The 26,207-nt window shown below is 64.1% G+C and carries 29 protein-coding genes, 1 tRNA gene and 1 pseudogene; 19 read left to right on the top strand and 12 right to left on the bottom strand.

The features are described from left to right. Positions 1 to 103: 103 nt before the first annotated feature. Positions 104 to 367 carry a hypothetical protein gene (locus tag ALTAJ2_RS17570; protein ID WP_007109643.1) on the bottom strand — a complete coding sequence of 88 codons (264 nt, stop codon included), beginning with the start codon at positions 365 to 367 and terminating at the stop codon, positions 104 to 106. Between the two features lie 119 nt (positions 368 to 486). Between ALTAJ2_RS17570 and ALTAJ2_RS17565 the strand changes: the two genes are divergently transcribed. The 5 genes and pseudogenes from ALTAJ2_RS17565 to ALTAJ2_RS17545 all read left to right on the top strand — a co-directional run bounded on the left by ALTAJ2_RS17565 (position 487) and on the right by ALTAJ2_RS17545 (position 3,648). Further along, positions 487 to 1,233, top strand: a complete 747-nt coding sequence (locus ALTAJ2_RS17565; protein ID WP_049900539.1) for a proteasome assembly chaperone family protein — start codon at positions 487 to 489, stop codon at positions 1,231 to 1,233. 86 nt (positions 1,234 to 1,319) lie between these two features. After that, a pseudogene (locus ALTAJ2_RS17560) lies at positions 1,320 to 1,490 on the top strand (amidase); the annotation flags it as partial. 158 nt (positions 1,491 to 1,648) lie between these two features. After that, positions 1,649 to 2,491, top strand: a complete 843-nt coding sequence (locus ALTAJ2_RS17555) for an aldo/keto reductase (protein ID WP_007109646.1) — start codon at positions 1,649 to 1,651, stop codon at positions 2,489 to 2,491. A gap of 119 nt (positions 2,492 to 2,610) precedes the next feature. Next, the gene (locus tag ALTAJ2_RS17550; RefSeq protein ID WP_049900458.1) at positions 2,611 to 3,378 is read left to right on the top strand and encodes a hypothetical protein; all 768 of its coding nucleotides are present in this window, start codon (positions 2,611 to 2,613) and stop codon (positions 3,376 to 3,378) included. A 78-nt stretch (positions 3,379 to 3,456) separates the two neighbouring features. Beyond that, positions 3,457 to 3,648: a DUF7333 family protein gene (locus ALTAJ2_RS17545; protein ID WP_007109648.1), complete on the top strand. Its 192-nt coding sequence runs from the start codon at positions 3,457 to 3,459 to the stop codon at positions 3,646 to 3,648. 51 nt (positions 3,649 to 3,699) lie between these two features. Here the strand turns inward: ALTAJ2_RS17545 and ALTAJ2_RS17540 are convergent, their stop codons facing one another. Beyond that, complete coding sequence (locus tag ALTAJ2_RS17540; RefSeq protein ID WP_007109649.1) at positions 3,700 to 4,935, bottom strand: AGE family epimerase/isomerase; 1,236 nt, start codon at positions 4,933 to 4,935, stop codon at positions 3,700 to 3,702. A gap of 118 nt (positions 4,936 to 5,053) precedes the next feature. Continuing rightward, positions 5,054 to 6,025 carry a phosphoadenosine phosphosulfate reductase family protein gene (locus ALTAJ2_RS17535; protein ID WP_007109650.1) on the bottom strand — a complete coding sequence of 324 codons (972 nt, stop codon included), beginning with the start codon at positions 6,023 to 6,025 and terminating at the stop codon, positions 5,054 to 5,056. A 329-nt stretch (positions 6,026 to 6,354) separates the two neighbouring features. On the opposite strand from ALTAJ2_RS17535, the gene ALTAJ2_RS17530 reads away from it, so the two are divergent. After that, positions 6,355 to 7,101 (top strand): SDR family NAD(P)-dependent oxidoreductase, encoded by a 747-nt coding sequence (locus tag ALTAJ2_RS17530; protein ID WP_049900543.1) that lies wholly within the window; start codon positions 6,355 to 6,357, stop codon positions 7,099 to 7,101. Here ALTAJ2_RS17530 and ALTAJ2_RS17525 read toward each other — a convergent pair. Continuing rightward, a complete protein-coding gene (locus ALTAJ2_RS17525) occupies positions 7,098 to 7,607 on the bottom strand; it encodes a hypothetical protein (protein ID WP_007109652.1) in 510 nt (169 codons plus the stop codon). The genes ALTAJ2_RS17530 and ALTAJ2_RS17525 overlap by 4 nt on opposite strands. A 123-nt stretch (positions 7,608 to 7,730) precedes the next feature. Between ALTAJ2_RS17525 and ALTAJ2_RS17520 the strand changes: the two genes are divergently transcribed. Next, positions 7,731 to 8,297 (top strand): hypothetical protein, encoded by a 567-nt coding sequence (locus ALTAJ2_RS17520; protein ID WP_049900461.1) that lies wholly within the window; start codon positions 7,731 to 7,733, stop codon positions 8,295 to 8,297. 26 nt (positions 8,298 to 8,323) lie between these two features. Here the strand turns inward: ALTAJ2_RS17520 and ALTAJ2_RS17515 are convergent, their stop codons facing one another. The 4 genes from ALTAJ2_RS17515 to ALTAJ2_RS17500 form a co-directional block, all read right to left on the bottom strand. After that, positions 8,324 to 8,908, bottom strand: a complete 585-nt coding sequence (locus ALTAJ2_RS17515) for a DUF7110 family protein (protein WP_006186914.1) — start codon at positions 8,906 to 8,908, stop codon at positions 8,324 to 8,326. A 119-nt stretch (positions 8,909 to 9,027) separates the two neighbouring features. Continuing rightward, positions 9,028 to 9,372 (bottom strand): glutaredoxin family protein, encoded by a 345-nt coding sequence (locus tag ALTAJ2_RS17510; protein ID WP_007109654.1) that lies wholly within the window; start codon positions 9,370 to 9,372, stop codon positions 9,028 to 9,030. A gap of 108 nt (positions 9,373 to 9,480) precedes the next feature. Next, the gene (locus tag ALTAJ2_RS17505; RefSeq protein WP_007109655.1) at positions 9,481 to 10,278 is read right to left on the bottom strand and encodes a M14 family metallopeptidase; all 798 of its coding nucleotides are present in this window, start codon (positions 10,276 to 10,278) and stop codon (positions 9,481 to 9,483) included. 249 nt (positions 10,279 to 10,527) lie between these two features. Continuing rightward, the gene (locus ALTAJ2_RS17500) at positions 10,528 to 11,022 is read right to left on the bottom strand and encodes a DUF309 domain-containing protein (protein WP_007109656.1); all 495 of its coding nucleotides are present in this window, start codon (positions 11,020 to 11,022) and stop codon (positions 10,528 to 10,530) included. Positions 11,023 to 11,124: 102 nt separating this feature from the next. Between ALTAJ2_RS17500 and ALTAJ2_RS20350 the strand changes: the two genes are divergently transcribed. Further along, on the top strand, positions 11,125 to 11,253 hold the full coding sequence (locus tag ALTAJ2_RS20350; protein ID WP_007109657.1) for a hypothetical protein: 129 nt from the start codon (positions 11,125 to 11,127) through the stop codon (positions 11,251 to 11,253). Positions 11,254 to 11,449: 196 nt separating this feature from the next. Here the strand turns inward: ALTAJ2_RS20350 and ALTAJ2_RS17495 are convergent, their stop codons facing one another. Both ALTAJ2_RS17495 and ALTAJ2_RS17490 read right to left on the bottom strand, forming a co-directional pair. Then, positions 11,450 to 12,196: a hypothetical protein gene (locus ALTAJ2_RS17495; protein WP_007109658.1), complete on the bottom strand. Its 747-nt coding sequence runs from the start codon at positions 12,194 to 12,196 to the stop codon at positions 11,450 to 11,452. 106 nt (positions 12,197 to 12,302) lie between these two features. Next, positions 12,303 to 12,569, bottom strand: coding sequence for a hypothetical protein (locus tag ALTAJ2_RS17490; RefSeq protein WP_238705335.1), 267 nt, complete (start codon positions 12,567 to 12,569; stop codon positions 12,303 to 12,305). Between the two features lie 270 nt (positions 12,570 to 12,839). Between ALTAJ2_RS17490 and ALTAJ2_RS17485 the strand changes: the two genes are divergently transcribed. The 8 genes from ALTAJ2_RS17485 (at position 12,840) to ALTAJ2_RS17450 (ending at position 20,937) form a co-directional block, all read left to right on the top strand. Next, a tRNA-Leu gene (locus tag ALTAJ2_RS17485) sits at positions 12,840 to 12,922 on the top strand. A gap of 471 nt (positions 12,923 to 13,393) precedes the next feature. Next, complete coding sequence (locus tag ALTAJ2_RS17480) at positions 13,394 to 13,600, top strand: hypothetical protein (protein WP_007109660.1); 207 nt, start codon at positions 13,394 to 13,396, stop codon at positions 13,598 to 13,600. Between the two features lie 161 nt (positions 13,601 to 13,761). Continuing rightward, positions 13,762 to 14,565 carry an inositol monophosphatase family protein gene (locus ALTAJ2_RS17475; protein WP_007109661.1) on the top strand — a complete coding sequence of 268 codons (804 nt, stop codon included), beginning with the start codon at positions 13,762 to 13,764 and terminating at the stop codon, positions 14,563 to 14,565. An 87-nt stretch (positions 14,566 to 14,652) separates the two neighbouring features. Further along, positions 14,653 to 15,780, top strand: a complete 1,128-nt coding sequence (locus tag ALTAJ2_RS17470; RefSeq protein WP_007109662.1) for a DUF63 family protein — start codon at positions 14,653 to 14,655, stop codon at positions 15,778 to 15,780. A gap of 132 nt (positions 15,781 to 15,912) precedes the next feature. After that, positions 15,913 to 16,788, top strand: coding sequence for an NOP5/NOP56 family protein (locus ALTAJ2_RS17465; RefSeq protein ID WP_007109663.1), 876 nt, complete (start codon positions 15,913 to 15,915; stop codon positions 16,786 to 16,788). Next, a complete protein-coding gene (locus tag ALTAJ2_RS17460) occupies positions 16,781 to 17,413 on the top strand; it encodes a fibrillarin-like rRNA/tRNA 2'-O-methyltransferase (protein ID WP_007109664.1) in 633 nt (210 codons plus the stop codon). Before ALTAJ2_RS17465 ends, ALTAJ2_RS17460 begins: the two co-directional genes overlap by 8 nt. A gap of 355 nt (positions 17,414 to 17,768) precedes the next feature. Then, positions 17,769 to 19,796 carry a G8 domain-containing protein gene (locus ALTAJ2_RS17455; RefSeq protein ID WP_275039509.1) on the top strand — a complete coding sequence of 676 codons (2,028 nt, stop codon included), beginning with the start codon at positions 17,769 to 17,771 and terminating at the stop codon, positions 19,794 to 19,796. Positions 19,797 to 20,682: 886 nt separating this feature from the next. Beyond that, positions 20,683 to 20,937: a hypothetical protein gene (locus ALTAJ2_RS17450; protein WP_007109666.1), complete on the top strand. Its 255-nt coding sequence runs from the start codon at positions 20,683 to 20,685 to the stop codon at positions 20,935 to 20,937. Positions 20,938 to 20,986: 49 nt separating this feature from the next. Here ALTAJ2_RS17450 and ALTAJ2_RS17445 read toward each other — a convergent pair whose 3' ends face one another. Then, a complete protein-coding gene (locus tag ALTAJ2_RS17445) occupies positions 20,987 to 21,589 on the bottom strand; it encodes a DUF7282 domain-containing protein (RefSeq protein ID WP_007109667.1) in 603 nt (200 codons plus the stop codon). Between the two features lie 454 nt (positions 21,590 to 22,043). Between ALTAJ2_RS17445 and ALTAJ2_RS17440 the strand changes: the two genes are divergently transcribed. From ALTAJ2_RS17440 to ALTAJ2_RS17430, 3 genes are all read left to right on the top strand, one after another. Further along, positions 22,044 to 22,766: a hypothetical protein gene (locus ALTAJ2_RS17440; protein WP_007109668.1), complete on the top strand. Its 723-nt coding sequence runs from the start codon at positions 22,044 to 22,046 to the stop codon at positions 22,764 to 22,766. 163 nt (positions 22,767 to 22,929) lie between these two features. Continuing rightward, a complete protein-coding gene (locus ALTAJ2_RS17435) occupies positions 22,930 to 24,003 on the top strand; it encodes a glutamate--cysteine ligase (protein WP_007109669.1) in 1,074 nt (357 codons plus the stop codon). A gap of 248 nt (positions 24,004 to 24,251) precedes the next feature. Further along, on the top strand, positions 24,252 to 24,935 hold the full coding sequence (locus ALTAJ2_RS17430) for a helix-turn-helix domain-containing protein (RefSeq protein ID WP_007109670.1): 684 nt from the start codon (positions 24,252 to 24,254) through the stop codon (positions 24,933 to 24,935). 28 nt (positions 24,936 to 24,963) lie between these two features. Here ALTAJ2_RS17430 and ALTAJ2_RS17425 read toward each other — a convergent pair whose 3' ends face one another. Next, entirely contained in the window at positions 24,964 to 26,088 is a 1,125-nt protein-coding gene (locus ALTAJ2_RS17425) for a M24 family metallopeptidase (protein WP_007109671.1), read from the bottom strand. Between the last annotated feature and the right edge of the window lie 119 nt (positions 26,089 to 26,207).

Genomic DNA, 26,207 nt, shown 5'->3' with positions numbered 1-26,207 from the left:
GAAGTCGTCGATAATCGGTCGATACCGCTCGAGTGGCTCCATCGGCTCGGGGTTCGGGCGACTGGCGCTTGTGGGTTTCGAAGCCGACGCCGAATCGCCGGGCTCACTTCCGGACGGGCGGCACCAGATCGAACGCGACACCGGCTAGCACGACACCACCGAGGATGAGACCGACGGCGAGTTCGGTGGACGCATCGACGAGCAGCCCTCTCGTCCCGAGGGCCAGGAACAGCAGTGCGAACCCCAGCAGGAGGACCGTTCCGATCGCGTCGAAAATCGCGTCCGCGTATGCCGCACGGACGAGCGCGTACTGGGCGTCGGAATCACGGTCGTTGGCTGGGTCACGGTCCGTTTCCGGCGTCGGCATAGGTATCGAATCTTCGGACGCGACCGGTATAAAGGACAGGTTTCTCACACGAATCGCCCGACAGATCGCCGACGGTCCCGGCCCTCGATTTTATGCCGGTGACGGCCATCGGTCGGAGTATGGCAGGTATCCGCGTTCAGGGACCGGAGCCGGACCTCGAGAACCCCACGCTCGTCGAGGGGTTTCCGGGCGTCGGCCTCGTCGGAAAGATCGCGACCGACCACCTCGTCGAGCAACTCGACATGCGCTACTACGCGAGCGTCAACTGCGAGGGGTTACCCCGGATCGGCGTCTACCGCAGCGGCGACCGGACGGCGCGGCCGCCGGTGCGCCTCTACGTCAGCGAGGAGCACGACCTCATCGCCCTCCAGAGCGACGCGCCGATCGCGTCCCAGGCCGTCGAAAGCGTCGCCGACTGTCTGACCGGTTGGATCGTCGACCGGGCGGCGATGCCGATCTACCTCAGCGGGCTCCCCGCCGAGCGCGAGAACGGAACCCGTCCCGACCTCTACGGCATCGCGACCGGCGACGCCGGCGACCGGCTCGAGTCGACCGACATCGCGATGCCGCCGGAGGACGGCGTCATCACGGGGCCGACGGGGGCGCTCATCAACCGCGCCGCACACGAGGACTACGGGAGCCTCGCCCTCGTCGTCGAGTGTAATCATCAGTTCCCCGACCCCGAAGCCGCGAGCGTCCTGCTCGAGGACGGGATCGGTCCGGTCGCGGGTATCGACATCGACGTCCAGGAACTCGTCGACCGGGCCGAGGAGATCCGCGCGAAGCGAGAGCAACTGGCCCAGCAGATGCAGGCGATCGGTCAGGACGAGAGTTCGCAGGCCCAGCCGCTGCGGATGTATCAGTAAGGCCGGACCGCGGTCGATCGTCGATCACGGCGGTCGGACGTGACCGTCGAGAGAACACCTCTCGGATCGTCTATAGTGCTAGACACATGTCACGTGAGACACCGCTCACGCGCTCGTCCGCAGTAGCACTCGCCGACCGAATCCGCGACGGCGATCTCACGGCCACCGACGCCGTCGAGGCCCACCTCGAGCGGATCGACGACGGAGACGACGAGATCAACGCCTTCGTCACGGTCCGTGCCGACGCGGCACTCGAGCGCGAACGGCCCTGACAGTAGCGATACGGGTAACGGACGGAGAACGATGCATACCGGGGACGGACTGGATTCGCCGCTGGCCGAGGATCGCGCTGTCGCAAGGCGAACCCCTGACCGCTATCCAAACCCATTTTCCCGCTCTGCTCCATCGATCGTACATGGCAACTGAAGACGCCGACCCGATCGCCCCCGAAACGTGTCCGACCGCAAATGGGATGCCGATGCTCGGGCTCGGCACCTGGCAGAACGACGACGCCGAACAGTGTGCCGAAAGCGTTCGTACGGCCCTCGACGCGGGCTATCGACACATCGACACCGCACAGGCCTACGACAACGAGGACGCCGTCGGCGAGGGCATCGCGCAGGCCGACGTCGACCGCGAGGATATCTTCCTCGCGACCAAGATCTGGATCTCGAACCTCGAGCACGACGATGTCCTCGAGACGGCTCGGGACAGTCTCGACCGGCTCGGCGTCGACTACGTCGACCTGCTGTACGTCCACTGGCCGGCCGGCGAGTACGACGCCGAGGGGACACTCTCGGCATTTTCCGAACTCTACGACGAGGGTCTGATCGAGAACGTCGCCGTCAGCAACTTCCAGCCCGAGCAACTCGAGGAGGCCGTCGACGTCTGTGACGCGCCGATCTTCGCGAATCAGGTCGAACTCCACCCGCTGCTTCCCCAGGACGAGATCCGGGAAGCCTGCGAGAACTACGATGTCGAGGTCGTCGGCTACTCGCCGCTGGCCCGCGGCCAGGTGTTCGACCAGCCCGAGCTGCAGGCAGTCGCGGAGAAACACGGCGTCACCGAGGCGCAGGTCAGTCTCGCCTGGGCCCGCGAGAAGGGCGTCACCGCGATCCCGAAGGCGACCGGCGAGGACCACATCGAGGACAACTGGGCGTCGCTGACGGTCGATCTCGATCAGGACGACATCGATACGATCGACGCGATCGACGAGACGAGCCGCGAGGTCGATCCCGACTTCGCGCCCTGGAACTGAGCGACGACAGCGGTTCTCGAGCCGGCCTACGAGAGCCCCTCGAGTTGACAGCCGGCTGACCGATCGGCAGCGAAGAAAAAGCAGGAAAGTTTACGGTACATCGGCTTTTTGGCTCGCGTATGTCTACCCGCTCGCGAAGCGGCGGTGGTGGGTTCGTCGGCGCGGTGAGAACCGACGTTCGCCGGTTGCACGGAGCCTGGATGGAACTCGTCTTTCCTCGGCAGCGCGGTCGCGGTCACTCCGTCATGGGCAAGTGGGAACCGGAGACGCTCCCGCAGAAGATCGGCTATCACGGCTGGAGTGTCCTGGGGTTCATCGGCTTGCTCGTCCTCTATCCGCTTACCGTCCTCGGCCTCGCGACCCGCTACTACGCGGCGAAACTCGACTCGACGCAGACGCGACTCGGGATCATCGGCGTGACGGCGGTGGCGCTGGTCGGCTGGGGCGCGCTGACGCTCATCTGGGGGGCGATGTCCTATCTCGAGCAGGTCGACGTCCCGATCAACGCCGTCCTCGCGGTCGGCCTCGCCAGCATCGTCGCGACGGTCTCGACGGCACTCGCGGCGACGTGCTCGAAGTTCGGCGGCCGCGGAACGACGGTCGGTCTCGCGTACCCGTTCGCGATGACCGCGTTGTTCCTGCCGCCGGTCGTCGCCGCGCTCGTCACGCCGTCGCTCGAGGAGGTCGTCCTCGAACCCAGCTACGATCTCGCCGTCTGGGTGCTCGACAACGTGTTGTTCGTCGGCGGCCTCAACGACTACCTCCGCGGGAATTTCACCCTCGAGGGAGCCGCCTACGCCGGGATGTGGGTCGGCCTCTCGTTCCCGCTTGGCTGGTTCCTCGGCGGCGTCGTCGAGTTGGCGAACCTGGTTCGTCCCTCGGAGTAGCCTCGATTTTCCCTCATCCGTCGTGAACGGACTGCCGATTCCCGGTACCATTAGGGGCTTCCCTGCTAACGATCGTCCATGGAGTTCGATGGAACGAAGACGGCAGTGGCGTTTCTCGTCGTAATCGCACTCGCTGTCGGCGGATTGCTCGCCGCACAGATGATGGCGATGAGCACCGTGCTGATGATGGTGGCACCGTCGATGATCGTGTTCGGGCTGCTCATGCTCGTCCTCGGCGTCAAACACGGCGAGTATCGGGCGACTCGCTGATCGGGTCGACCGAAGCCGGCCCGAACCGTCGAACCGAACCCCGGGTATTTCTCACCGCTCGGCCGCTCGAGGCCCGAACGACGACCGCCCGTCGGCCTCGAGCGCTCGCAGACCGAGCCAGCAGTTCGTCAGCGGATGGTAGCCGGGTTCGACCGCTGGCCCGTGGTTCGGCCCGTCGCGGTCGTGGTCGCGCGCGAGTCGCTCGTACCAGTTGCCGTACCGCGGATTGATCAGGTGCTCGCTCGCGTACGCCCAGAGCCGGTCGTACCACTCGAGGGGGGCCGGCGAGTCCCGGTCCGTCTCGCGGTCGGCCCGGCACAACAGCGCGCTCGCGCCGATCGCCTCGGCGTGAACCCAGCCGTACTTGTCGGGGACGATCGGCTCCCCGTCGGCCGTCACGGTGTAGTAGAGGCCGCCGTACTCGTCGTCCCAGCCCAGATCGACGGCGGTCTCGAAGAGGTCGTGGGCGCGCTCGAGCAGCCAGTCCTCGGGCCGATGGGTGGCCAGCAGCGCCAACAGCTTCGCCCACTCCGCGTGATGGCCGGGCTGGTACCCCGGCGGTCTGAACCGGTGGCGGGGACTGTCAGCGTTGTACGATCGGTCCGGCTCCCACGTCTCCGTGAAGTGCTCCCAGAGGAGTCCGTCGGTCGCCGCAGTGACGTCGCGGGTGAACCGGTCGGCGACCGTAACTGCCCGCTCGAGGTACCGATCCGCGCCCGTCGCCTCGTACGCGGCGATCAGGGCCTCGCAGGTGTGCATATTGGCGTTCTGGCCGCGATACGACGCGAGGTCCCAGTCCGGCGATGCGCGGTCGGCGTAGAGTCCGTGGTCCGGTTCCCAGAACCCCTCCTCGAGAACGCCGAACGCCCGCTCGAGTTCGGCTCGAGCGCCGGGGAGCCCCGCCTGCAGCGCCCGGGCGGCGGCGAGCAGGACGAACGCGTGCCCGTAACAGTACCGCGTCCGGTCGGTCGGCGTCCGTCCGTCGAGGAGCCAGTCGTATCCCGCTCGCTCGTCGTCCCAGTGGACGGTCGAGAGGAATCGAAGGCCGTGTTCGGCGGCGTAGTCACACCAGTGTGGGCCGTCGGTGAGGACGCCCAGGCTGAAGTTGTGGACGCCGCGGGCCGTCGCGACGAGGTGTTTCGTCCGGGCGTCGTAGACGTGGCCATCGCGTTCGTCGAGCTGTGCGACGTAGCCGCCGACGGCCGTATCCAGACAGTCCGGATAGTAGAAGTTCAATACGTCCCGAAACCGGTGACGGAGGCCGGCCCGCGTTCGGTAGACGGTCATCACGGCGCGTGTTCGCTCGAGTCGGCAATAAAGGCGAGCGAACGCGGAACGTGTTCGGTGAGTCGACGGTCGCGCCCCGTCGAACCGAGTCGGTCGGACGCTGACAGTTACGCCGCGTTCACATGTACCCGAGGTCGCGCAGGCGCTCCATCAGGTCCTCCTTGTCCTGAGCGCGGCCGGCGCGTTCGGTGGTTCCCTCGAGATCCTGCAACCAGGCGGGGTCCTCGTCGGACTTCTCGGTGCTGACTTCGCTGCCCAGCGAGCGGAAGCCGGCGAAGTACTTCGGCGAAATCGGGACGTCGTCCTGCTCGACGCCCTCGGGGAGGTCGTCGTCGGCCTCGGGGACGTAGCCCTCTTCGGGGAAGTTCTCGACGGTATCCGGAACCACGAAGTTCCAGAAGGCCTCCCAGACGGCGGCTTCGTCGAACTGCAGGATGGGCTGGATGCGGTCGTGGGGCGGGTAGATGTCGGGATCGTGGCGCGGCGAGAAGAACGTCTCGTCGGCGCGGGCCTCCTGTTCGTCCCAGCGGACGCCGGAGATGACGCCGTCGATGTCGTGCTCCTCGAGCGCGTCGTTGAGCGCGACCGTCTTCAGCAGGTGGTTACCGACGTAGGTGTCGAGCAGGAACGGGAAGGTGTCCTCCTCGTACTCGAGGATCTCCCGGACGTGGTGCTGGTTGTGGTCGGAGAGGTCCGAAATGTCGATGTCGTCACCGGGCTCGAGGCCGTATTCGTCGACGTACTCGCCGATGTCTTCGTTGCGCGCGTAGATGACCTCGAGATCCCACTCGTCGGCCCAGTGGTCGACGAAGTCGTGGATCTCGTCGAAGTGCTGGTAGTGGTCGATGAAGACCGCCGGGGGTACCTCGAGGTCGAAGCGGTCGGCGACCTCCTTGATGAAGTACAGCGTGAGCGTCGAGTCCTTGCCGCCGGTCCACATGACCGCCGGGTTCTCGTACTCCGCCAACCCCTCGCGGGTGACCTCGATCGCCTTCTCGATCTTGTCCTGGATGTGTGGATACTCGTCGGGCTCTTCGCCTTCGCCGTCGGAATAATCGACGTCCGCGTAGTCGGGAGCGGTCTCGGCCATATCGTAATTAGATATAATTAGGAGGTGTAAATCTTTTGGGTCGGCGGAAAGGCCTGTCGGCAGTAGGCGTCCGCACCCTCGGCCCGCTCGCCGGTCCTACGCGACTCGAACGGACCCGTTCGAAACCGCCGTCGTCGTACGGCCCCACAAAGCGTCCGAGCGCGGTCGCACTCCTCCGGTCAAGCAGCGGTCGGTCGCGAACGTCGCCCGCCGAACGCCCTCTCCCCTTCGATTCGGTGCTCACGCTGGGCATCGGGATCGGCATCGAGCGACTGAAGGCGACGGACTGGCGAACGTATTACTCGATGGCCCCGAAAGCACCCGTTCGCATGCCGACGCTACACGACGAGACGATCATCGTGACCGGTGCGAGCAAAGGACTGGGGCGCTCGATGGCGCTGCACCTCTCGGAGCGCGGCGCGAACGTCGTCCTCGTGGCCCGAAGCGAGGACGATCTCGCGGCCGTCGCGGACGCGGCCGACGGCGAGACGCTGGTCGCCCCGGCGGACGTACGCGACCCCGACGCCATCGACGACGTCGTCCGTTCGACGGTCGAGCGCTTCGGAACCCCCGACACGCTGTTCAACAACGCCGGGGTTCCGGGCCGACACTTCGGCGACGACCGCGGCGCTCTCGTCAACACGGACGACGCGGAGTGGACCCGAATCATCGAGATCAACCTCACCGGCGTTGCGCTGTTCACGAAGCGCGTCCTCGAGACGATGCTCGAGGCCGACGAGACGTCGGGCAACGTCGTCAACGTCTCCTCGGGACTCGGGAAGGCTGCGGTCCCCAACGCTGTGCCGTACGTTAGCTCCAAATGGGGTCTCGAAGGGTTCACACGGGCGGTCGCGCTCGAGGTCGACGCCGACGGAATCAACGTCAACGCGATCGATCCCGGCGGCCGGGTCAACACACAGATCTGGGAGCACCTGCCCGACGCCGAACGGCAGGAGATCCTACAACCGGACGTGATGGACGACGCCGCCGCGTTGCTCGCGGCACAGGGACCCGACGGCGTCACCGGCGAGTCGATGACCGCCGAGGAGTGGGAAGACCGACTCGCCGAAACCTAGGGGTTCGAGTCGCAGTCGTACGATACGTCTCGAATCGTCGTTTTCTCGTAAATGTAGACCGGGTCGGACACCGCGATCCGGAGGGTCACGTCGACCGTCCCGTCGTCCGTGACGGTGTCCGAACACGACAGGACGACCTCGCCGGACTCCCCTTGGGTCAGCGACGCTGGCGACTCGCTGACCACGAGCGTGTCGTCGGACGCGCCCGCGATGGCGGTGACATCGGCGCTGACGGTCGCATAGTCGGTGACGTATCTGTTTTCGAGCGCGGCAACCGTCCGTGGTTGCTCGTCCGTATAACAGTAGAACCAAAAACAATCGTAATTGGAGATCTCCCTGGACCCGTACTCGTCCCGTATCGAGAGGTAAGCGTCGGTCTCCGCGGCGACGGAGACGGACGTATCCCGCTGTGCGACGAGTTGGTCGACGGCGCCGAGTTGCACGACACCGAAAACCGCACCCAGCACGATCAACAGCACGCCGAACGCCTTCAGGGATCGGTTCATGAGCGTCTCCGAAATCGTCGAGTGACGCTCGCGGTCACGCGGCGATTCGCTTGATACCGAATTATTATATAGTAACAGTCTTAAAGTTTGATATACGCGCGGTTGGGGGAGACACTGGGAGTTATGAAACGTCGAACCGCTTTGATCGGGTTCGGGGCGATCGTCGTCGGCGGTGGGACCGCGTTCGGTACCGGCGCGTTCAGTCGAACCGAAGCGAATCGCGGGGTCAGCGTTTCCACCACGGTCGACGACGCTGCCCTCTTAGGACTCGCGTCCGGGTCGGGCGACGACGGCGGTTTCGTGACCGGCGGGGGCGAGGGAACGCTCACCATCGAACTGACCGCGGTCGAAAACGGTTCGACCGACCCAGGAAAGGGTGTGAACGAAGGGTCGGTGACGGCGTTTCCGAAACTCATCGAAGCGGTGAACCGCTCGTCTCACACGCTCGAGTTATCCGTGGCGGTGCCGCCGACCGGTGGCATCATGCTCTTTCCCGAGGGCGGCTTCTCCGGCCCCGAGCGGATCGCCCGACTCGACGAGCCCGAGCATTACGTCACGCTCTCACAGGGTGAGACGACGGAACTGGGGCTCGCGCTCGACGCCGGCTACGGAACGGGCCGCATTCCCGGGACGATCGCCGACGGTGATTCGGTCGAACTCGAACTCCGGACGAGCGAGCCGACCGGCTGACCGGTGCCGACGGCTCGGCCGCGCTCTCAGTCGGTAATGAACTTGTTGTCCCGCCAGTTGACGCCGCCCTGCCCGGAGCCGTGGTCGCGCGGGCCTTCGACGACTTCGATGTCCGCCGGACGGGGTTCGCCGTCGACGATCCGAGTCGCCTCGAGATCGCCGTCTCGCTCCGAGATCGCCGTCAAGGTTCCTTTCTCGGCGGCTTCGGCGATGCCACAGAGGACGAGGAACATCTGATACTGCAACAGCGAGTTCTGGAGGACGGTCTCGCGGTCACCCTTGAACGCGGCGAACTCGACGAGTTCGGACTCGATCTCCTCTTCCTCTTCCTCGTCCCAACTGAAGGACTTCTGGCGGCGCTCGTCCGGGTCCTCCTCGTAGACCCGGTTTTCGGTGACGCTGGCTTTGAGCTGTGCCGTCGGGGTGTACTTGCTCACCGACTGATCCTCGGCGACGGCTTTGAGTATCAGCGTGTTGTTTCGCCGCGTGATCTCGACATCGGTGATCCCGTCGGGGAACGTCGCGTCGTCGATGTGGTCACGAAGGTCTTCAAGGGGCAGTTCGAGCGTCGAATGCAGCCGATAAACGTGTCTGGATTCCTCTGTTGACATTGTGGGAAGGTGTGTACGGCGATAGTCGTGGTCTGTAAGTACGAGCGCGTGACTTATATGACCTGCTATTAGATCCGTGAACTATCAAACGGGATAAATCACTCCCGGGTGACCGTCACTTACGCGTCAGTGAGTGTCGCCTCGAGTTCGCCGCGCTCGTCGAGTTCCTCGAGAATGTCGGAGCCGCCGACGAACTCGCCGTCGACGAACGTCTGCGGGATGGTCTCCCAGCCGCTCTCCTCGTTGAGAGCCGCCCGGAACTCGTCGAGCGACTCGAGGACGTCGACGGTCTCGTAGTCGTCGCGGTACTGGTCGATGAGGCCGAGCGCCTTGCGGGAGTAGCCACACTGGGGCATGAGTTCGGTCCCCTTCATGAAGAGGACGACCTCGTTTTCCTCGATGGCGTCGGCGACCTGCTGGTTGACTTCGTCCTGGTCGAGACCCTGGTTCGGTGGAAACTCCATGAGCAACAGTACGGCGGTGGCGGGGATATGCCTTGTGTCATCCACACTCCCGACCCCGGTCGCGGCCGGTCGGCTCCGGGTCGGACAGCAGTAGGGTCGGAGGACCGGTTAGTCGGCCGCGGTCGTCGTCTCGAGGACGTCGAGTTTCTCCGCGGCGTAGCCGAAGACGTCCCGATACCCGTTCGAAGACATGAGGACGGGATAGAAGCGTTCGTCGGCGACCTGTTCGTCGCCGTCGGCGGCGGCGAAGGGGGCGCCCGCCTCGACCGGCGTGAAGTTCTCGACGAAGACCTCGTAGGTGTCGGCCTGCTCTTTCCGGATGACGTCGGTGAGCCGGTAGACGGGGAGTTCGCGGTCGACGGTGTCGCCGGGCAACGCGCCGACAGCGGTGAGGAAGGCGCGCGTCAGCCGATCGGCGTTCTGGGCCGCCGTCTCCGAGCCCTGGAGGCCACACTCGACTTCGACGGTGTCGACGGCCGAAAAGAGCCGTCCCTCCGCGAAGTTGCTCGTTTCGACCATCGCCGCCACGGGCAGTTGCGGGACGAGTTCCGTCGCCGTCTCGCTGACTCCGTTGACGATCGCGAAGGGGTCGGCGTGGCTCTGCGTGGAGTGCATCGAGAACGTCAGACAGCCCTCGAGTTCCGAGACGAGGGCGGCCGCGAGCCGCCCTTCGTGGGTCTTGGCGTCCGGATCGCCGGGGAACGTGCGGTTGAGGTCCTCGTCGATGAAGCGGACCCGTCGTTCCAGCGCCGCCTCGTTGGCGACGACGAGCTTGACGGGACGGTTGACGGTCGGGCGTTCGTCGAGGAGTCGCTCGACGGCACGGACGCCACAGGGTTCGTCCCCGTGGATGCCCGCGACGACTGCGATCTCCGGCGTTCCCGACCCGAGCTGTGCAACTCTCATTGTCCAATAATTGGGCCGCGGCGTGAAAGGCGATTCGGTCTCTCACAGGATCGACCAGTCAACGATCGTGACCGGGCGGCCGGGACCGCGACAACGTCAGCCACTGTGGGTAGTGCTACCTATCCGATCGGGGCGGACCTGTCACGTCCGCGGAGTCACGACGCGGCCGCGGGCTCCACGGGTCGGTCGGTGCCGTCCGTCTCGAGGGGCCGGGCGGTCGGCCGGCGGGCGGGATCGTCCCACCGGCGGTTAGTCGAGGTCGCGGGCGTACTCGAAATCGATCTCCGTCGCTTCCGGCCGGCCGCCGTCGAGTTCGATCCGCCAGCCGTGCAGCGCCGTCGGATCGTCCAGCGCGTTCGCGATCGTCGTCCGGACGTCGAGGACGTCGACGCCGTAGTAGTCGTGGGGCACGTCACTGAGGTACTGCCCCGCCGTCTCGAAGAGGCTCCGCATCCCGTCGTCGTTCTCGAAGTCGAAGTGTTTGTAGGCTCCCGCCGCGACCTGCACCAGTCCGTGCAGAAACGCGCTTTCCGTGGATCCGCGTCCGTAGTTGTACCACTCCGCCTCGAAGCAGTCGTGTGACTCGTGGAACGCCCCGGCGTTAAACAGGGCAACGCCGTGGACCACGGCCCGACGCAGCGTGCCGTGTTTCCACCCGTTCGATTCGGGTCGCTCCCGACGCCATCCGGTCGGGTTCCCCTCGGTCGGCGGGCCGACGGTGTAGTCCCGGGTGTGCTCGGCCATGGTCGATCTGTGGGTCGGTACGCGGGTAATTCCGTCGGTTACGCGCACCCTATCGCTTGTAGGCACCGAATTTATGCCGGTTCGACCCATCGTACGGACTAGATGGCACAGCCTTACGGCCGGTGTGAGGACTGCGGCGAACGCCTCTACGCCCACATCGAGGGCGGGTACCAGTGTCTGAACTGTGGGCGGCGGTACGCGGCGGCCGACCTCGAGACCCGGACGGCCTGAGCGTCGGGGCCGATCCGCCGTCGTCGCGCCCGCGCTCGAGACCGGTGGTCGAACCCGAAGAGCGGGTGGTCCTCGTCGGCCCCACCTGGGAGGGGATGGCCGTGTCGGCGGGGCCGAGTCCGTGGTTCGTCGCCGAATCGGACCGGCGAGGAGACCGTGACGGGACCGCAGACGGCGGCTCGAGGCATCGACGAAATCAGAGGATGCCACGAAGGAATAGAGACGGCTCACGGTGGAGCGATTCGGTGATATCGTGACGCACGATTACGATGACTAGCAAAGCGACTCCGAGAAGGAGAATGAGGATAGCAAAAAGGATAGATGCGAGGAGTTGCGTTGCTTCCGATGCCGTCGCCAATACTACGCCGGAAAGAACGGAAAACGAGTTATTCAAATAATGGAGGACGATCGGATAGATCGGTGCAATCCACAACAGGTCGTTGATATTTCGGCTCTCGAACGTGGCGTAAACGCCGACGGAGATCATACTCAGAAGGGAATGGAAAAGCACGCGATACAGGTAGAGGATATCCGGTTCACCAGCGTACGTGATCGAGTGTTCGACGAAGCCGAACGTACAGCCGATTATGAGAGCGAGAGCGATACGAGGATAGATCGACTTCCCGAAGACCGCCGTCCCGATGAGTAACGCGACCCCGAACTTCAGTAATTCTTCGAAGATCGGCGCGATAATCACGATCCGCTGGACCATATTCAACCCGACAAAAAGCACGCTCCACAGACCGACCACAGCACAAGTGAGAGCGAAATAAATCGGTGATTCAGCCAGTTCGTGGAGTTCGCTCGGAATGGAATACGCTGGCCTTTCAGAATCCATCAACAGTCCGATGAAAAGTACGATTGCTGCTGGGACGAGGAGAACGAGGACCCACCAGTCGGGCAAAAAACTATCCGAAGGAAAGAGTGCGGCTAGATCCGTCATACCAAGAACCGTAAAATAGATGCGCGGGTAGATAGTTGGTGTCGCGGGTGCTACATGACTGCGATGGAAGAACGTTCCATCGGTCTATACCACGTGATAGGGCGCTTCAAGCGCTATCGGAATTATCCACTTTGATCGTTACCTCATCGGCGGTATATCGTTTGTACGCAGCATAGGCAACGTTACCGACCCCGAGAGTCCACCAAAGAGTTAATGCAGCAACGATGATGTGACCGAGGGCCGTTCCCCAGTCCTTATCCTTCACACGAGCGCTCCGTTCCCCTTGGCTTTTCACCTGGTACCCCTGCGTGATGTAGTCGTCAATAACTCGCTCCATTTCGCGTTGGTCGTCAACTCGTCGAATCCGACTCATAGTAAACCAACTGATACGGCAGGGATATAAATATTGATATTTACTGACTAGATGCCCGCAGGCGATTTGCAGCCGCCCGACAATAGATTTATACCTTCCTCTTTTGCAACATATTCTTTTGTGAGTAACCAGACATGAATTGGTAAAGGTCAGCTGACACTATCCGTGATGTGTCGTGTTTTCATATCTGATGAGTGTATACATCGGAGGGAGATACCGAGAGCTAAACCGGGCCATTTAACCCATGTACGGGTCTACGAAGAGGTGCGTGCGAGGGTAGCCAAGCGGTCAACGGCGGCGGACTCAAGATCCGCTCTCGTAGGAGTTCGTGGGTTCGATCCCCTCCCCTCGCACTGACCACAGTGCGCGGCAAGACGGAGCGTCTTGCCCTCGCAAACTTCTGCTGCCGATCCGAACGCGACCAGCCACTGGCTCGGCGGTTCGCTCGCCGGCCCGGTCGCCGGCCCGGTCGCCGTTCGGCCCCGCAACAAGGTCGCCCGCTCGAGCGACAGCCTCCCGATCCGGGCGTGTTACTGGCGTGTGTCGTGCTCGTTTCGCACTCGAGACCGATCAGTTTCGCGCTGTAAGCAGTAGATATAAGTTCCAATACGTCAACTGGTAAAGTGGAAGTCACGCTCCAGAATATAGGGGGCTGCACGCAAATGCCCCGGGTGCTAAGACACCCGAGACGTGGCTTCCAAAGCGGCCCGCTTTGGTTGCCATGCTTGCATACATTCTACCGGGATATAAACATCCCGCACGACCGCGGAATCGCCCGACGGAATTAGCTTCGGCTACGCATCGATGGTCGCGGAGTGGTCAGCATGCGTAGCGACCGCGACGACCACGAGAGCGACGACACCGCCGCCGACCGCGACGATAGCGCTGCCGATCGTGACGGTTCGTCGCCCCCCGACTGTCCGCGCTGTGGTGAACCGATCGCGTTCCTCACCGTCTCCGGTCCCATGACCGGCTCGGTCAGCCCCTGTGGCTGTTCGGTGCCGCCCGCGCTCGTCCACCGCGAGGACTGAGCCGGGGCTCCGACTCGAGCCCCGGCAGTCACCCGGCCGGTCGGCAGGAGCCTTCGGAACCACCACCACGTCGACATCGCACGTCGGGCGGCCGGGCTGTAATCGGGGCCGCGGGCGGACAGGTAGGACCACTTTTCACTCACGACTCCCGATGCTGGAATATGAACGAGCCCCAGTCGGACACCAGACGGGCGGCCGTCGCGATGCAGGCCGCCGCCGACGGTGCCACCGTCGCGGCGAATTCGTTTCGAACCGACCTCGACGTCGAGCACAAAGACGGGAAAACCGATGTCGTGACGCAGGTCGATCGGGACGCACAGGAGACGGTCATCGAGACCATCCGGACGGCGTTCCCGGACGAGCCGGTCGTCGGCGAAGAGGAGGACGCATTGAAGACGGTCCCCGAAACGGGTCCGGCCTGGATCGTCGACCCCATCGACGGCACGAACAACTACGTCCGGGGCTCGCGCGCCTTCGGCACCGCCGTCGCGGCCGTCGTCGACGGCGAGCCGGTCGCCGCCGCGTTCGACTGTCCCGCACTGTCGGACACCTACCGCGTCGGCCCGGACGGCGTCTTCCGCAACGGCGAGCCGCTGTCGGTCAGCGACTGCACCGACCCCGAAACCGCCACCGTCTGCCCGACCTTCTGGTGGGATTTCGACCAGCGCGACCAGTACGCCACGGCCGCCCGCGCGGTCGTCGACCGGTTCGGCGACATGCGCCGATACGGCTGTACTCAACTCGAACTCGCGTTGGTCGCGTCGGGCACGCTCGAGGGGACGATGACGAACCTGCAAACGAACCCGTGGGACACCGTCGCCGGCGTACAGTCGATCCGCGCGGCCGGCGGGGTCGTCACCGATCTCGAGGGGAACCGCTGGCAACACGACAGCACGGGTCTGGTCGCCTCGAACGGCGCGGTTCACGACGAACTGCTCGCTGCGACCCGCGAAATCGTCGAGTGAGCCGCGGGCTGCTCCCGATCAGCCGATCGGAGAGTCCCGCGCATTGAAACCGGAAACGGTAAGCGGCCACCACTATCGGATTCCGGTATGGACGACTTCATCGACCGGTTCGGGGCCGAGCGCGTCTGGGCCGCGACCGTCGCGAGTCTCGCCGCCGCCGTGGTCCTCGGCGCGGTCCTGTTCCCCAAGCGAGTGTACGTCGATTTCATCTGGCAGTACTTCTGGGGACCAGTGGTTGCCGACGCGCACAGCTGGGAGTGCGTCGCCTGGGCCGGCGGTCAAGAACTCCCCTGCGGCGAGGCCGGTGCCGGTGCCGGTCCGACCGCCGAGCCGGGCTACACGTTCGTCTCCTATGGCGGCTACATCCCGACGCTGGTCCTGTTGCTGACCGGGATCATCTTCCTCATTCGTCGCCTCGAGATCGAACGGTACCGCGCGGGCTTTTTCGCCCTGTTCCCGTTCATGCTCTTCGGCGGCGCACTGCGGGTCGTCGAGGACGTCAACGCGACGGCCTTCGAGGCGACCGGCGAGATGGCCATCCAGCTCCCGTGGTCCGGGTTCATCATCAGCCCGCTGATCTACTTCACCGTCTTCTTCATCGCCCTCTTCGCGGTCGTGATGTCGGTGTGGCTCGACCGCAACGGCTACGTCTCGGGCTACGAGTACCCGCTGGCCGGCATCGGGACCGCGGCGCTGACGGTCACGATCGCGTATCTGGCGTTCGTCGCCGCGACGGAACCCTACGCGGAGTTCCACCCGCTCATTCCGCTCGTCGTGCTCGTCGGCGCGACGCTCACGACGGCGCTCACCTGGATCGCACTCGAGCGCGTCGCCCCGGAACTGAACCGCGGCACCCGGTCTATGGGGCTCGTCGTCATCTGGGCCCACGCGGTCGACGGGGTCGCGAACGTCGTCGGCCTCGACTGGGCGACCTCCCTCGGCCTGCCGGCCAACCTCGTCCCGAAACACCCGATCAATCGGGCGATCGATAACACGACGGCCGACCTGTTGCCCGCCAATATCGTCGCCGTTACCGGGTCGGCCTGGCCGTTCCTGCTCGTCAAGATCGCGGCCGCCGTCTTCGTCATCTGGATCTTCGACGAGACGGTCTTCGAGGACAGCCCCCGCTACGCCGTCTTGCTCATGATCACCGTCGTCGCCGTCGGCCTGGGTCCCGGGACCCGCGACATGCTGCGGGCGACGTTCGGCGTCTGAGCGGCCCCGGTTTGCGCTCCGTCGGGTTCTGCTCGCCGCTCGCGTTGTTCTCGAGCCCGGGCTCCCGCCGACCGCGCGAGTGGCGCGACCGCGAACGGGGACTTTAATCGCCCGCGGCGGGAACGAGCGTGCATGAGTGAGACGAACGGGTGGTTCGCGGCCGGGGACCGCGACGATCCCGATGCGACGACGACCGCGATTCGCGAGGGGAGCGCCGACGAGCCCCGCGATTGGCCCGCCCTCGCGGTCGAGGCCGGGTTCGCGAGCGACACCGAGGAGTACTACGACACCCTCCGCGAGGCGACGACGGCCGCGACGCGGGCCGCAGTGACCGAACGCGAACGGGCCGACGACCGCCAACTCGTCCACGCGATCCGGGCGATGGACGACTGCAATCGGACGGCCAACGAACTCGCCGAGCGGCTGGCGGAGTGGGCCGGAACCGTCGACCCCGATGCGGGGACCGGCGTCGAGTACGCCAGAGCGATCGCACGCGGGGAGGCCGACGACGACCTCGCGGAGCCCGCGATCGGATCGCTCGCCGAACGCGTCGCCGACCTCGCCGACGAGGCCGACGAACTCCGGGAGTTCGTCGAGCGTCAGACCCCGGCCGTCGCGCCGAACCTCTCGGCGCTGGCCGAGCCGGTCCTCGCGGCCCGGCTGATCGCGCTGGCCGGCGGCTTGGAGGACCTCGCGAAGAAACCAAGCGGTACGGTCCAGGTGCTGGGCGCGGAGGACGCCCTGTTCGCCCACCTGCGCGGGCACGCGCCCTCGCCCAAACACGGGATCATCTACACGCACGACGCGGTGCGGGGCACCCACCCCGAGAATCGCGGCTCGGCGGCGCGCGCAGTGGCCGGCAAACTCTCCATCGCCGCTCGCGTCGATCACTACTCGGGCGAGTTGAAGCCCGAACTCGAGGCGGAACTGGCCGATCGGATCGAGACGATTCAGGCCCGGACGACGGACGAGGACGCCGGGACCGACGGAGGTGCGGACGATGAGTAAGCAGCTTCCGGCCGGGGTCGAGCGCCACGCGTTCGACGGGACCGACCGCCTCGCGACCCGAGGGGAACCGGTCTACGGCGAGCCGACGGACGGTGAGTGGCGGGCGTGGAACCCACACCGGTCGAAACTCGGCGCGATGCTCGAGGTGGGCATGGACACCGGTCTCGAGGGCGGCGAGACGGTCCTCTATCTGGGGGCCGCGAGCGGGACGACCGTGAGCCACGTCGCGGATTTCGCCGGGCCGACCTACGCGGTGGAGTTCGCCGCGCGGCCGGTGCGGGACCTGCTCGAGACCGCGGACTCGCGCGAGCGGCTCTTTCCGCTCCTGAAGGACGCTCGGAAGCCCGCGACCTACGCCCACGTCGTCGAGTCGGACGTGGACGTGATCGTACAGGACGTGGCGACGCGCGGGCAGGCGCGGGTCGCGCTCGAGAACCGGCAGTTCTTGGCCGACGACGGGCGGCTGTTGTTGGCCGTGAAGGCGCGGAGTGAGGACGTGACGCGGGAGCCTGCCGCTGTGTTCGAGGACGTTCGCGAGGAGTTGTCTGAGAGGTACGAGGTTCTAGAGGCGCGGCAGCTCGAGGCGTATCACGCGGATCATCTCGGGATCGTTGCGCAGCCGTGATGAGTTCGGTGGGAGTGGTCGTTCGCTTGTCAACCTGTTCCTAACGTCCAACGTCGAAAAGTCGCCACAGGGCTGCACCGCGGATTTCCAATTGATCCGGGCAAATTCATCTCGTTATTCACTTATATTTATATTCGTATATAATTACTATTTAATTTAGAACTAATTCGTTTAATTTATATTCTAGCGGACGAATTCAATCCATATGCGCCAAAATAGATTTCCGAAGGAAGCGAGTGACGCAAAAAAGCAGTTCGACCGCCGTCGATTCCTTCAAGGGACGACCGCTGCAGTTGCGACGAGTGCGATCGCTGGAAAAAGTGGAGCAGTTTCGACAGAAAAGTCCACGCCCGAGATGTGGTCGGATCCGGAAACGTGGGGCGGGTCAACCCCAAGTGCCGGGGAAGAAGTGATCATTGAACCGGGCAAGCACGTCGTCCTCGATCAACACACGCCTAATTTGGGGGGTGTGACGGTCCGCGGGGTTCTGGAGTTCAAAGACGGAGGGTACAGAGAGCTCACGAGTGACTACGTCTTGGCCGAGGGCGATGGGATTATTCGGATCGGAACCGAAGACGATCCCTTCCAGAGCAAGGCAGTTATCACCTTGACTGGGTCGGAGACGGACGAGAGTATCAGGGGCCGAGACGAGATGGCTATCGGCACGAAGCTTCTCGGCACCTTCGACGGTGGCAGTATCGACATTCACGGTGCATCCCGAGACAAGACCGACTGGACACAACTCGGAGAGACTGCTAACGCAGGCGACCAGAGCATCCAACTCGAAGACGCGGTTAACTGGGAAGCAGGTGACGAGATCGTCGTTGCTCCGAGTGGGACGGATCCCAAAGAAGCCGAGCGACGCACGATCGACTCAGTCGATGGAAACACTGTGACGCTCGACTCGAGGTTGGACAACGACCACTTCGGGGAGATCCAGGAGGTCGAGGGACGAAACGTGGATATGCGTGCCGAGGTCGGACTGTTGACTCGCAACGTCGTCATGCGTGGTGATAACGAAATTTCGAATCCCGGCGGTGGCGGGTCGTATACCAACCCGACGAAAGGAGACACCAGTCTCGAATACGAAACCGGGTTCGGTGCACACGGTATCTTCGCCAAGGATCCAAACCGAATCCGGATCGAAGGGATGGAAGTCTACCACGCCGGCCAGACCGGCCACAAGGCCCGATATCCGCTGCACTTCCATCACGCCCGCGAACAGCCGAACTCGTACATCTCGCACAACAGTGTCCACGACAGTTACCAACGTGGCTACAATAGTCACGGCACGGGTAACGTGACCTACGAGCGAAACGTCGGGTACGACATCAACGGCCACTGTTTCCTCGTCGAAGAAGGTCTCGAAGCCGAACAGAACAACGTGTTCCGGGAGAATTTAGTCGTTTTCAATCGGCGCGTGCAAAGAGGAGACCGGCCCTTCGGCGGCGTCGCCAGTGCCAATGGCGATTCGAACGAACAAAACGACTTCAGACCGGGTGCCTTCTGGATCTCGAACCCGAATAACGTACTCGAGGGCAACCACGCCGCGGGTGGCTACCTCGCCAACGGGTTCTTCTACGACGGTCGCGGTGGCCTCGGAGTGGATGAGGATGCCATCGATATCACCTTCAAGAACAATACGGCCCATACGTACTCGACGGACGTTCCACTCCGCTACAAGAACCTCGCCCGCGGGTTCGGCGTGCTCTTCCAGTTGTTCCCGGACGGTATCGAACAGTTCCCCGATTTCCCGCTGGCTCCCGAACACAGCATCGAGGGACTGACGGCTTACAACAACGGTCACTCAGCGGTCTGGACCGAGTGGAGCCATACGACACTCGAAGAGTCCGCCATTGCCGACTTCCGGGTCGGCCATTTCGCCATCGGTGGGGCAACGACTCGTAACAACCTGTTCCTTGCCAGTAGTGACAACTTTGTCGGACGAGGGAATGACGGAGACGACGGCTTCAGCACGTTCGACAACGAGGGTCCAGCTGACGTTACCGATCCGGAGTACGATGACGCGCTCCAGAAGGCGATGGAACAGAGAGAAGACGGAAGCAAGGTCCCAACAGTGATGGAACAGGGAGAAGACGGAAGCAAGGTCCCAACAGTGATGGAACAGGGAGAAGACGGGGGCAAAGTCCCAACAGTGATGAAACAGGGAGAAGACGGGAGCAAAGCATCGACGGTGAATTCAGACTCGGACACTGGCAGCACTTCCTACAGCTACAACCAGCAGTATGAGTTGAGTAGTAGCACTGCGATCCTTAACGACACGCTCTACTATCGCGACGTTCCGTCGAACGAAGCGAACGACTTCGAGGGTGTCGATTGGCCGAGGACCCGTCAGCGAAGCAGAGTTCTCGACGTGAGTTGATCACATCCAACGGCAAGATACCGTCTCTCTAAGCTAGAAGCAAAGTGGAGAAGCGACTGACCGACAGCACGCTTCCGATTCGGTAAACAACCCGCATCGCTGGCTCAAAAGCGATGTGCTTCGAACCCCACGGTAGCGGTGAGTCCTAGTTGGCAGTAGGGGCCAACGATATCCTGAATCGACAGCAAGGTACGAACCGAGAGAGAATGAGGATCTGGCTCACCGAAACGAGTCACAACACGACGGTCTCAGTTCTCGGTCGGCTCAGGACCGTCGGCATCAAGTTCTCCAGCAAGATACTGTTTTCCGAGATCAGTGATGACGTAGTAACCTTCGTCAACTCGATCGACGAGCCCGTAAGTAGCTAACTCCGAAAGCCGTCGACTCACCCCTGTCCTATCGCGGTCAATATCTCTCCCAATCGTCGTCGGACCAAGCTCCAACCCGGTCTCTAGAACTTCCAGAATCCGATCATCTGTAGGATTCTACATCCAGTCGCCGTATTTTCTCATCGTTTACCGGTTTCTGAGCGACTTCTTACATCGTTCGGAACGCTCGAGCAATTAGACGATAACGTGAATAAAAATTCTACATAATAGTAGAAGGCATTGTTGTGGTAGAATCGAGAGTAAGCAAACGCGGGCATCGTATAGACTCGACTGTCGGTTGAGTCTCTATCGAAAAGACGGTCCGGTGTCCGAAGCGCCGGCCCCCTGGGATCGCGTAATAGTGGAGTACAAGCCATGTCAGACGACGATTCGAAGGGCCTTGAAAACCCCGCTCGAGCAGACGCATCACCCCCAACGAGCGACCGATCGACGGCTGGCAGCACGACCTGGATCGGCCTCACTGCCCGCCAGCGCGACTGTCTCGAGGCGGTCGCCCGTTGGAGCACAACAGCGACACTACGGACGAATGGGCGATTACGTATGCCCTCGAGTACGCCTCCCCCTCCGCCGACTACGCCCGGCTCCAGTCAACGCTGGCCACGCTCACCGCACACGAGTTGATCACCAGCCGGCGGGTCGACGAAGGGACGAGCGAGTACACCCCCACCGACGCGGGGCGAGCGCTGCTGGCAGGGCGCGCCACCCAGCTCGAGGCCGCCTGCGACGTCGCGGTCGGCGAGCGGATCACCTGAGACGATCACTCGAGACGTACGAACCTGTGGGAAAAACGGACGGCGGTCGCTACGGCTCTGACTCGTTGTCCATCATATCATCATCCCCCATATCGTCGCCCATCGTCTCGTTCATCCCGTCCTCGAGCGTGATCAGCGCGTCGTCGATCACCGGCTCGCCGTCACTCGTGTAGGGGCCGTCGGCCTCGGGGAACTCGTACGTCTGGTTGTCGTTGGTGTCCTGATGGGGCATCGCGATCAACACCTGACTCTCCTCGAGGGACTCATTGAGTTCGACGGTCACGTTTTCGTGATCGCCGGACCCCAAGTAGGAGGAGTTACCCAGGACCGCCCCGGGATCGTACTCCTCGGACATGTTCGTGACGGTCTCGTTCTCGTCCGCCGTCATGTTGTCCGTCGCGTTCTCGTCGACGGGCGCGGCTGCGTGGATGGCGACGAAGCCGCCCTCCGGGAGCGTCGTGTTATTGACTACGACTGCCGATCCGTTCGACGTCTGGTTCTCGAACGTCACTGTCGCCGTTTCGTTCTCCGTTTCGTTGTCTTGGGCCGTGCTGGCGTCGATCGCGGCGAACGCGATACTCGCCCCCGAGACGAGGACGAGCGTTGCGATGACTGCGACGCCGACGGTTCTTGCACGCGGTAACATAACCATCGATGGTATCCTCACAGTTCGACAAAAACCGGCGGTTTCGTTCGAGTGTTTCAGGGTTAGAAACATCCGAATTCGACGGAACGAACGCTCGAGGTAAGGGACTGATTCCGACCTCACTCGGTAGCGTAATAGCGTTCTGCTGGGGCGTCTCGAGGGGGACACCGAAGCCCACAGTAGCGTTCGAGACGGTGAGTCCCTGTCCCCTCGAGAGCGGTGGCTAACCTCGCGACAGCAGAGGCGCGGTGTCGGGACGCCTAACCGGACGTGTGATGGCGGTCGAACACGCGTAGCCCGTGGAATCGTGATCCGAGAGGACCGACTGGATCGAAGGACACGCCGATCGCGCAGCCATTGTGCGATCAGGTGTGCAGTGACGTTCAATGGCGACGATAGCTCAAGTACGTCTTTCACCCAGTAGAAGAGTTTTACAAACCCCGCCTGTAGACGGAGGGAGATGACGTTCAATCGACGACGATTCCTCGCCGGGACCGCCATCGCAACGATCGCATCGGCCGGTTGTCTACAGGCCGACGACGGGAGCGGGACTGGGAACGGAAACGGAAACGGGAGCGGGAACGGCGACGACGATTCGGAACCGACGACCGCAGTTCCGGAAGAGCCGCGCGTCGACGACCCGCCGTACGACATCGAGGAGCAACCGTCCGACCCCGAGGAGTGGAACCAACTGTACCTCTGTGAGAACATGTCGGGGGATTCCGACCTCGAGTTCCAGACGGTGCCGGCTCCCCGAGCTGACCTGCTGCTCCGGACGGTCGAGACCAAGGACGAGGCGTACGCCGTTCGCGCCCTCACGAGCGCGGCGGAGGTCCGCGAGGTGTTCGAACTCGGTGATGGCGGCAGTGACGAGGGTCCCGAAGAGCCCATCGACGAGATCGACTTCGAGGAGAACGTCCTGCTCGTCGTCGAATCCGGCTTCGGTTCGGGCTCGGTCACACATCACTGGAAGCGCGCGGAGGCGACCGACCGCGGCGTTCACCTCCACGGATGTCAGACGACGCCGTTGAAGCAGACGCACGACTTCGTCGCGCGCCACTCGGTCGTTCGCGTCGAGCGCCCCGAGACCTTCGAACTCGCCCGCGTGAGCCTCACCGTCGGCGCGGAGCGACGCGTCCACTTCAACTCGAGCGAAGGCGTGGTCACCGTCGACGCCGAGTAACGATCCCGTTCGTCTCGAGGCGGGCTGACGCCCGGCCCGACTCGAGCGTTCGTCGCGACGCGAGTCGACGTCCCGATCGGCCGACGGCGGTGCGTCGTTCGGTTCCCGGCCGAACGCTCCGACTCCAAACCGTATTTACTGCCGGCGACGAAAGCAGGGCACGATGGAACGCGGGTCGCGGGAATCGTTTACGCGCATGGGGACGCTGGGGATCGAGGAGGAGTGTTTCGTCGTCGACGACGACGGCCGCCCCACCAGCGGGACCGACGAACTCGTCTACGAACACGACCCGCCCGAAATCCTCGAGGACCGCCTGGATCACGAACTGTTCAAGTTCGTCATCGAGACCCAGACGCCGTTGATCGAAACCCCGGACGACGCCCGTGACTCGCTGCTCGAGATCCGGCGGGCGCTGGTCGAACATGCCGAGGCCCACGGCTATCGCATCGCCGCCGCCGGCCTCCACCCGCTCGCGAAGTGGCGCGAACTCGAGCACGCGGAGAAACCCCGCTATCGCTCGCAGCTCGACCGGATTCAGTACCCACAACACCGGAACACGACCGCGGGGGTCCACGTCCACGTCGGCGTCGACGACGCCGACAAGGCGGTCTGGATCGCCAACGAACTGCGGTGGTACGTCCCGATCATGCTCGCCCTTTCGGCGAACTCGCCGTACTGGAACGGGTTCGACACCGGGCTCCAGTCCGCTCGCGCCAAGATTTTCGAAGCGCTCCCCAACACCGGCATGCCGACCCACTTCGAGGACTTCGAGACGTTCGACCGGTTCGAGCGCCGGATGCTCGAGACCGAGTCGATCAACGATCGCGGTGAACTCTGGTACGACGTGCGGCCACATACCGCCCACGGAACCGTCGAAGTGCGCACGCCGGACGGGCAGGCCGATCCCGAAATCGTGCTTGCGTTCGTCGAGTACACCCATGCGCTCGTCGAAGCCCTCGCCGAGGCGTACGAGGACGGTACGAGCGGCCATCGCCACCGCCGGGAACTACTGGACGAAAACAAGTGGCGAGCCATCCGCTACGGCCAGGATGCCGCCTTCATCGATCGTGATCTCGACGGCACCGTCGACCTCGGCGAGCTCGTCGATCGGGAGTGTGAGCGACTGGGGATCGACGGCATCAAAGACGTCTACGAACGGGAGAGCGGTGCGGACAGACAGCGCCGCCTGCTCGAGGAGGACGGTCCCGACGCGCTCTGTGAATCGCTGCTCCTGTAACACGAGCGGAGCCGCTGACCGTCACTGTACTCCGATCGTCGAGCGGCGCGGTTCTCGCGCGGTGCCCGCGCTTCGGGGACGGCCGAGGAGGGGAGACGGACCGGCCGCCGTGTGAGCCGGGACGTATCGGCCGCTGCTGATTCCCGATACCGGCGTTTCCGGTCGATCCGCCGCTCGATCACTGCGATCGCGTCGGCCCCCGCAAAGGTTTAACTCCGCTCGAGGCCTCGTCCTGTACGAGTAGACACATGAGTTCCGACGACACCGACGAGGGCCCGATCGACGGCGCGGACGATCGAGACGAATCGCTCGAGGCACCGGACGAGTTCGTCGACCACGACGGGGACGCCGGCGGTCGCAGCCCGCCCGTCGAGGAACTCGACCAGCGGATCGTCGACCTGCTTTCGTGGATCCTGGACACGGAGACCCGCGCGAAGATCTACGTGTACCTGTTGGCCACCCCCGGCAGCACTTCCGAAGAGGTCGCGAAGGGAACCGGCCTCTATCCGAGCACCGTCCGTGAGGCGCTCGCGGAACTCCACGAGGAAGAGCGGGTCACCCGGGAGAAGCGGGCCAACGAGGGGGCCGGGAACAACCCCTACGAGTACACGGCGATCCAGCCAAGCGACCTCGTCGGCGGCGTCGTCGATCAGGTCCAGCAAGAACTGAACACCATTTTCACGCTCGACCGGGTCCTCGACCGCGAGACCGAGCACGAGTCGCGAGTCGGACTCGACGACGACATCGAACCCGTCACGATCACCGTCGACGACACGGCTCCGACGGCGGACACCGATGCCGACTCGAACGCCGACGACGCCGATGTCATCGAGTTCGAGGACGATACGCGACTCGAGGACGCCGACGATGCGGACGCGGACGGCGACGAGGGCGAGAGCGGTGGCCCGGACGCGCAGACGGACGACGAGTAACGGTAAAGCCGCGTTCGTCGGTCCCTCGTCAGCCCTCGATTTCGAGGATATCGTGTCGCTCGAGTTCTAGCTCGTACCCGACCGCGTCGACGGTCGTCGTCGGCCAGCGGTCCATCGCCGTCAGCACCTCGATGTCGTCCTCGGCGACGAGCGCCGTATCCTCGCTTTTCGCGCCCTGTATCGTCGGATTCCATGCGTATGCCATCGGTGCGTCGACCGGCGCGTCGTGGTCCGGCGTGGCGATCCACTCCCGGCCCGCGAACCCGGCGGCACCGCCCTGATGGTGGCGTTGCCACTCGCCCTCGTAGCCAACCGCGTCGTACGCGTCCTGAATCGCGGCGAAAACGTCGCCAGCCGTACCGGCGCTTTCGGCCCCGCTGCCCCCGTTTGCGGCCGCCGCTTGCGTCGCAGCCAGTGCCGTCGTCTCGACGCGAGCCGCGGCCTCGTGGCGCGATGCTAGCCACGCGGGCGGATCGAAGGCGACGGTCCGGGTACAACTCGCGTGAAGGCCGGCCCGCTCGGCGGTCACGGAGACGAGTGCGTAGTCGCCGAGTTCGGCCTCGGTGGGCGTATAGTGGCGGTACTGCTGGACCCGTTCGGATCCGCCGACGAGCACGACCGGAGCCTCGATCCCGCGAGCGGAGAGCGCGATCCGCAGCGCCGATGCGGCCTCGTGTTCGGTATCGCCGGACTGTAGTTCCCGACAGACGGACTCGACGGCGGCTGCCGTCTGCGCGCCGAGTTCGCGGTACCGCTCGCGGTCGCGTTCGGTCAACGGCTGGCGCAACGGCGTCGGATCGACGGATTCGAAGCCGGGAATGTCGATATCGGCGGCGGCCCGCTCGTCGGTCCCGACGAAATCGGCGACAGCCTCGGCCAGCGACGACGCGTACCACGGGAACCGCTCCACGGAAACCGCGTCCGCTTCGAGGTCGGGAAGTTCCTCCGCGACGATGCGGTCGGCTTCGATAGTGTCCGTCACCAGGGTCAGGCCGTCGCCGTCGTATCCGACCGCGGCGACTCCGCTCTCGCTCTCGCGGTCGATGACGCTGTTTCCACCGGTGAGCCACGCAAACGAGTTCGGCCGGGCGAACCAGACCGAATCGAGGTCGTGAGACCCGAGGTAGGCCTCGAGTCGCTCGCGTTTGTCCATGTCAGATGCTGGCGAGGGCGGGTCTTGAAAGCGGCGAACGCCGAGCCGTCGATCGGCGTGACTATCGAAGTCGCGGACCGTCTGCGGGGTCGGGTCGCGACCGTACGGTGTCCCTACTC

It is taken from the genome of Natrinema altunense (assembly GCF_000731985.1).
Taxonomy (GTDB): Archaea; Halobacteriota; Halobacteria; order Halobacteriales; family Natrialbaceae; genus Natrinema; species Natrinema altunense.
Note: the sequence above shows the minus strand (reverse complement) of the source record. Positions and strands in the feature narration are given on the sequence as shown.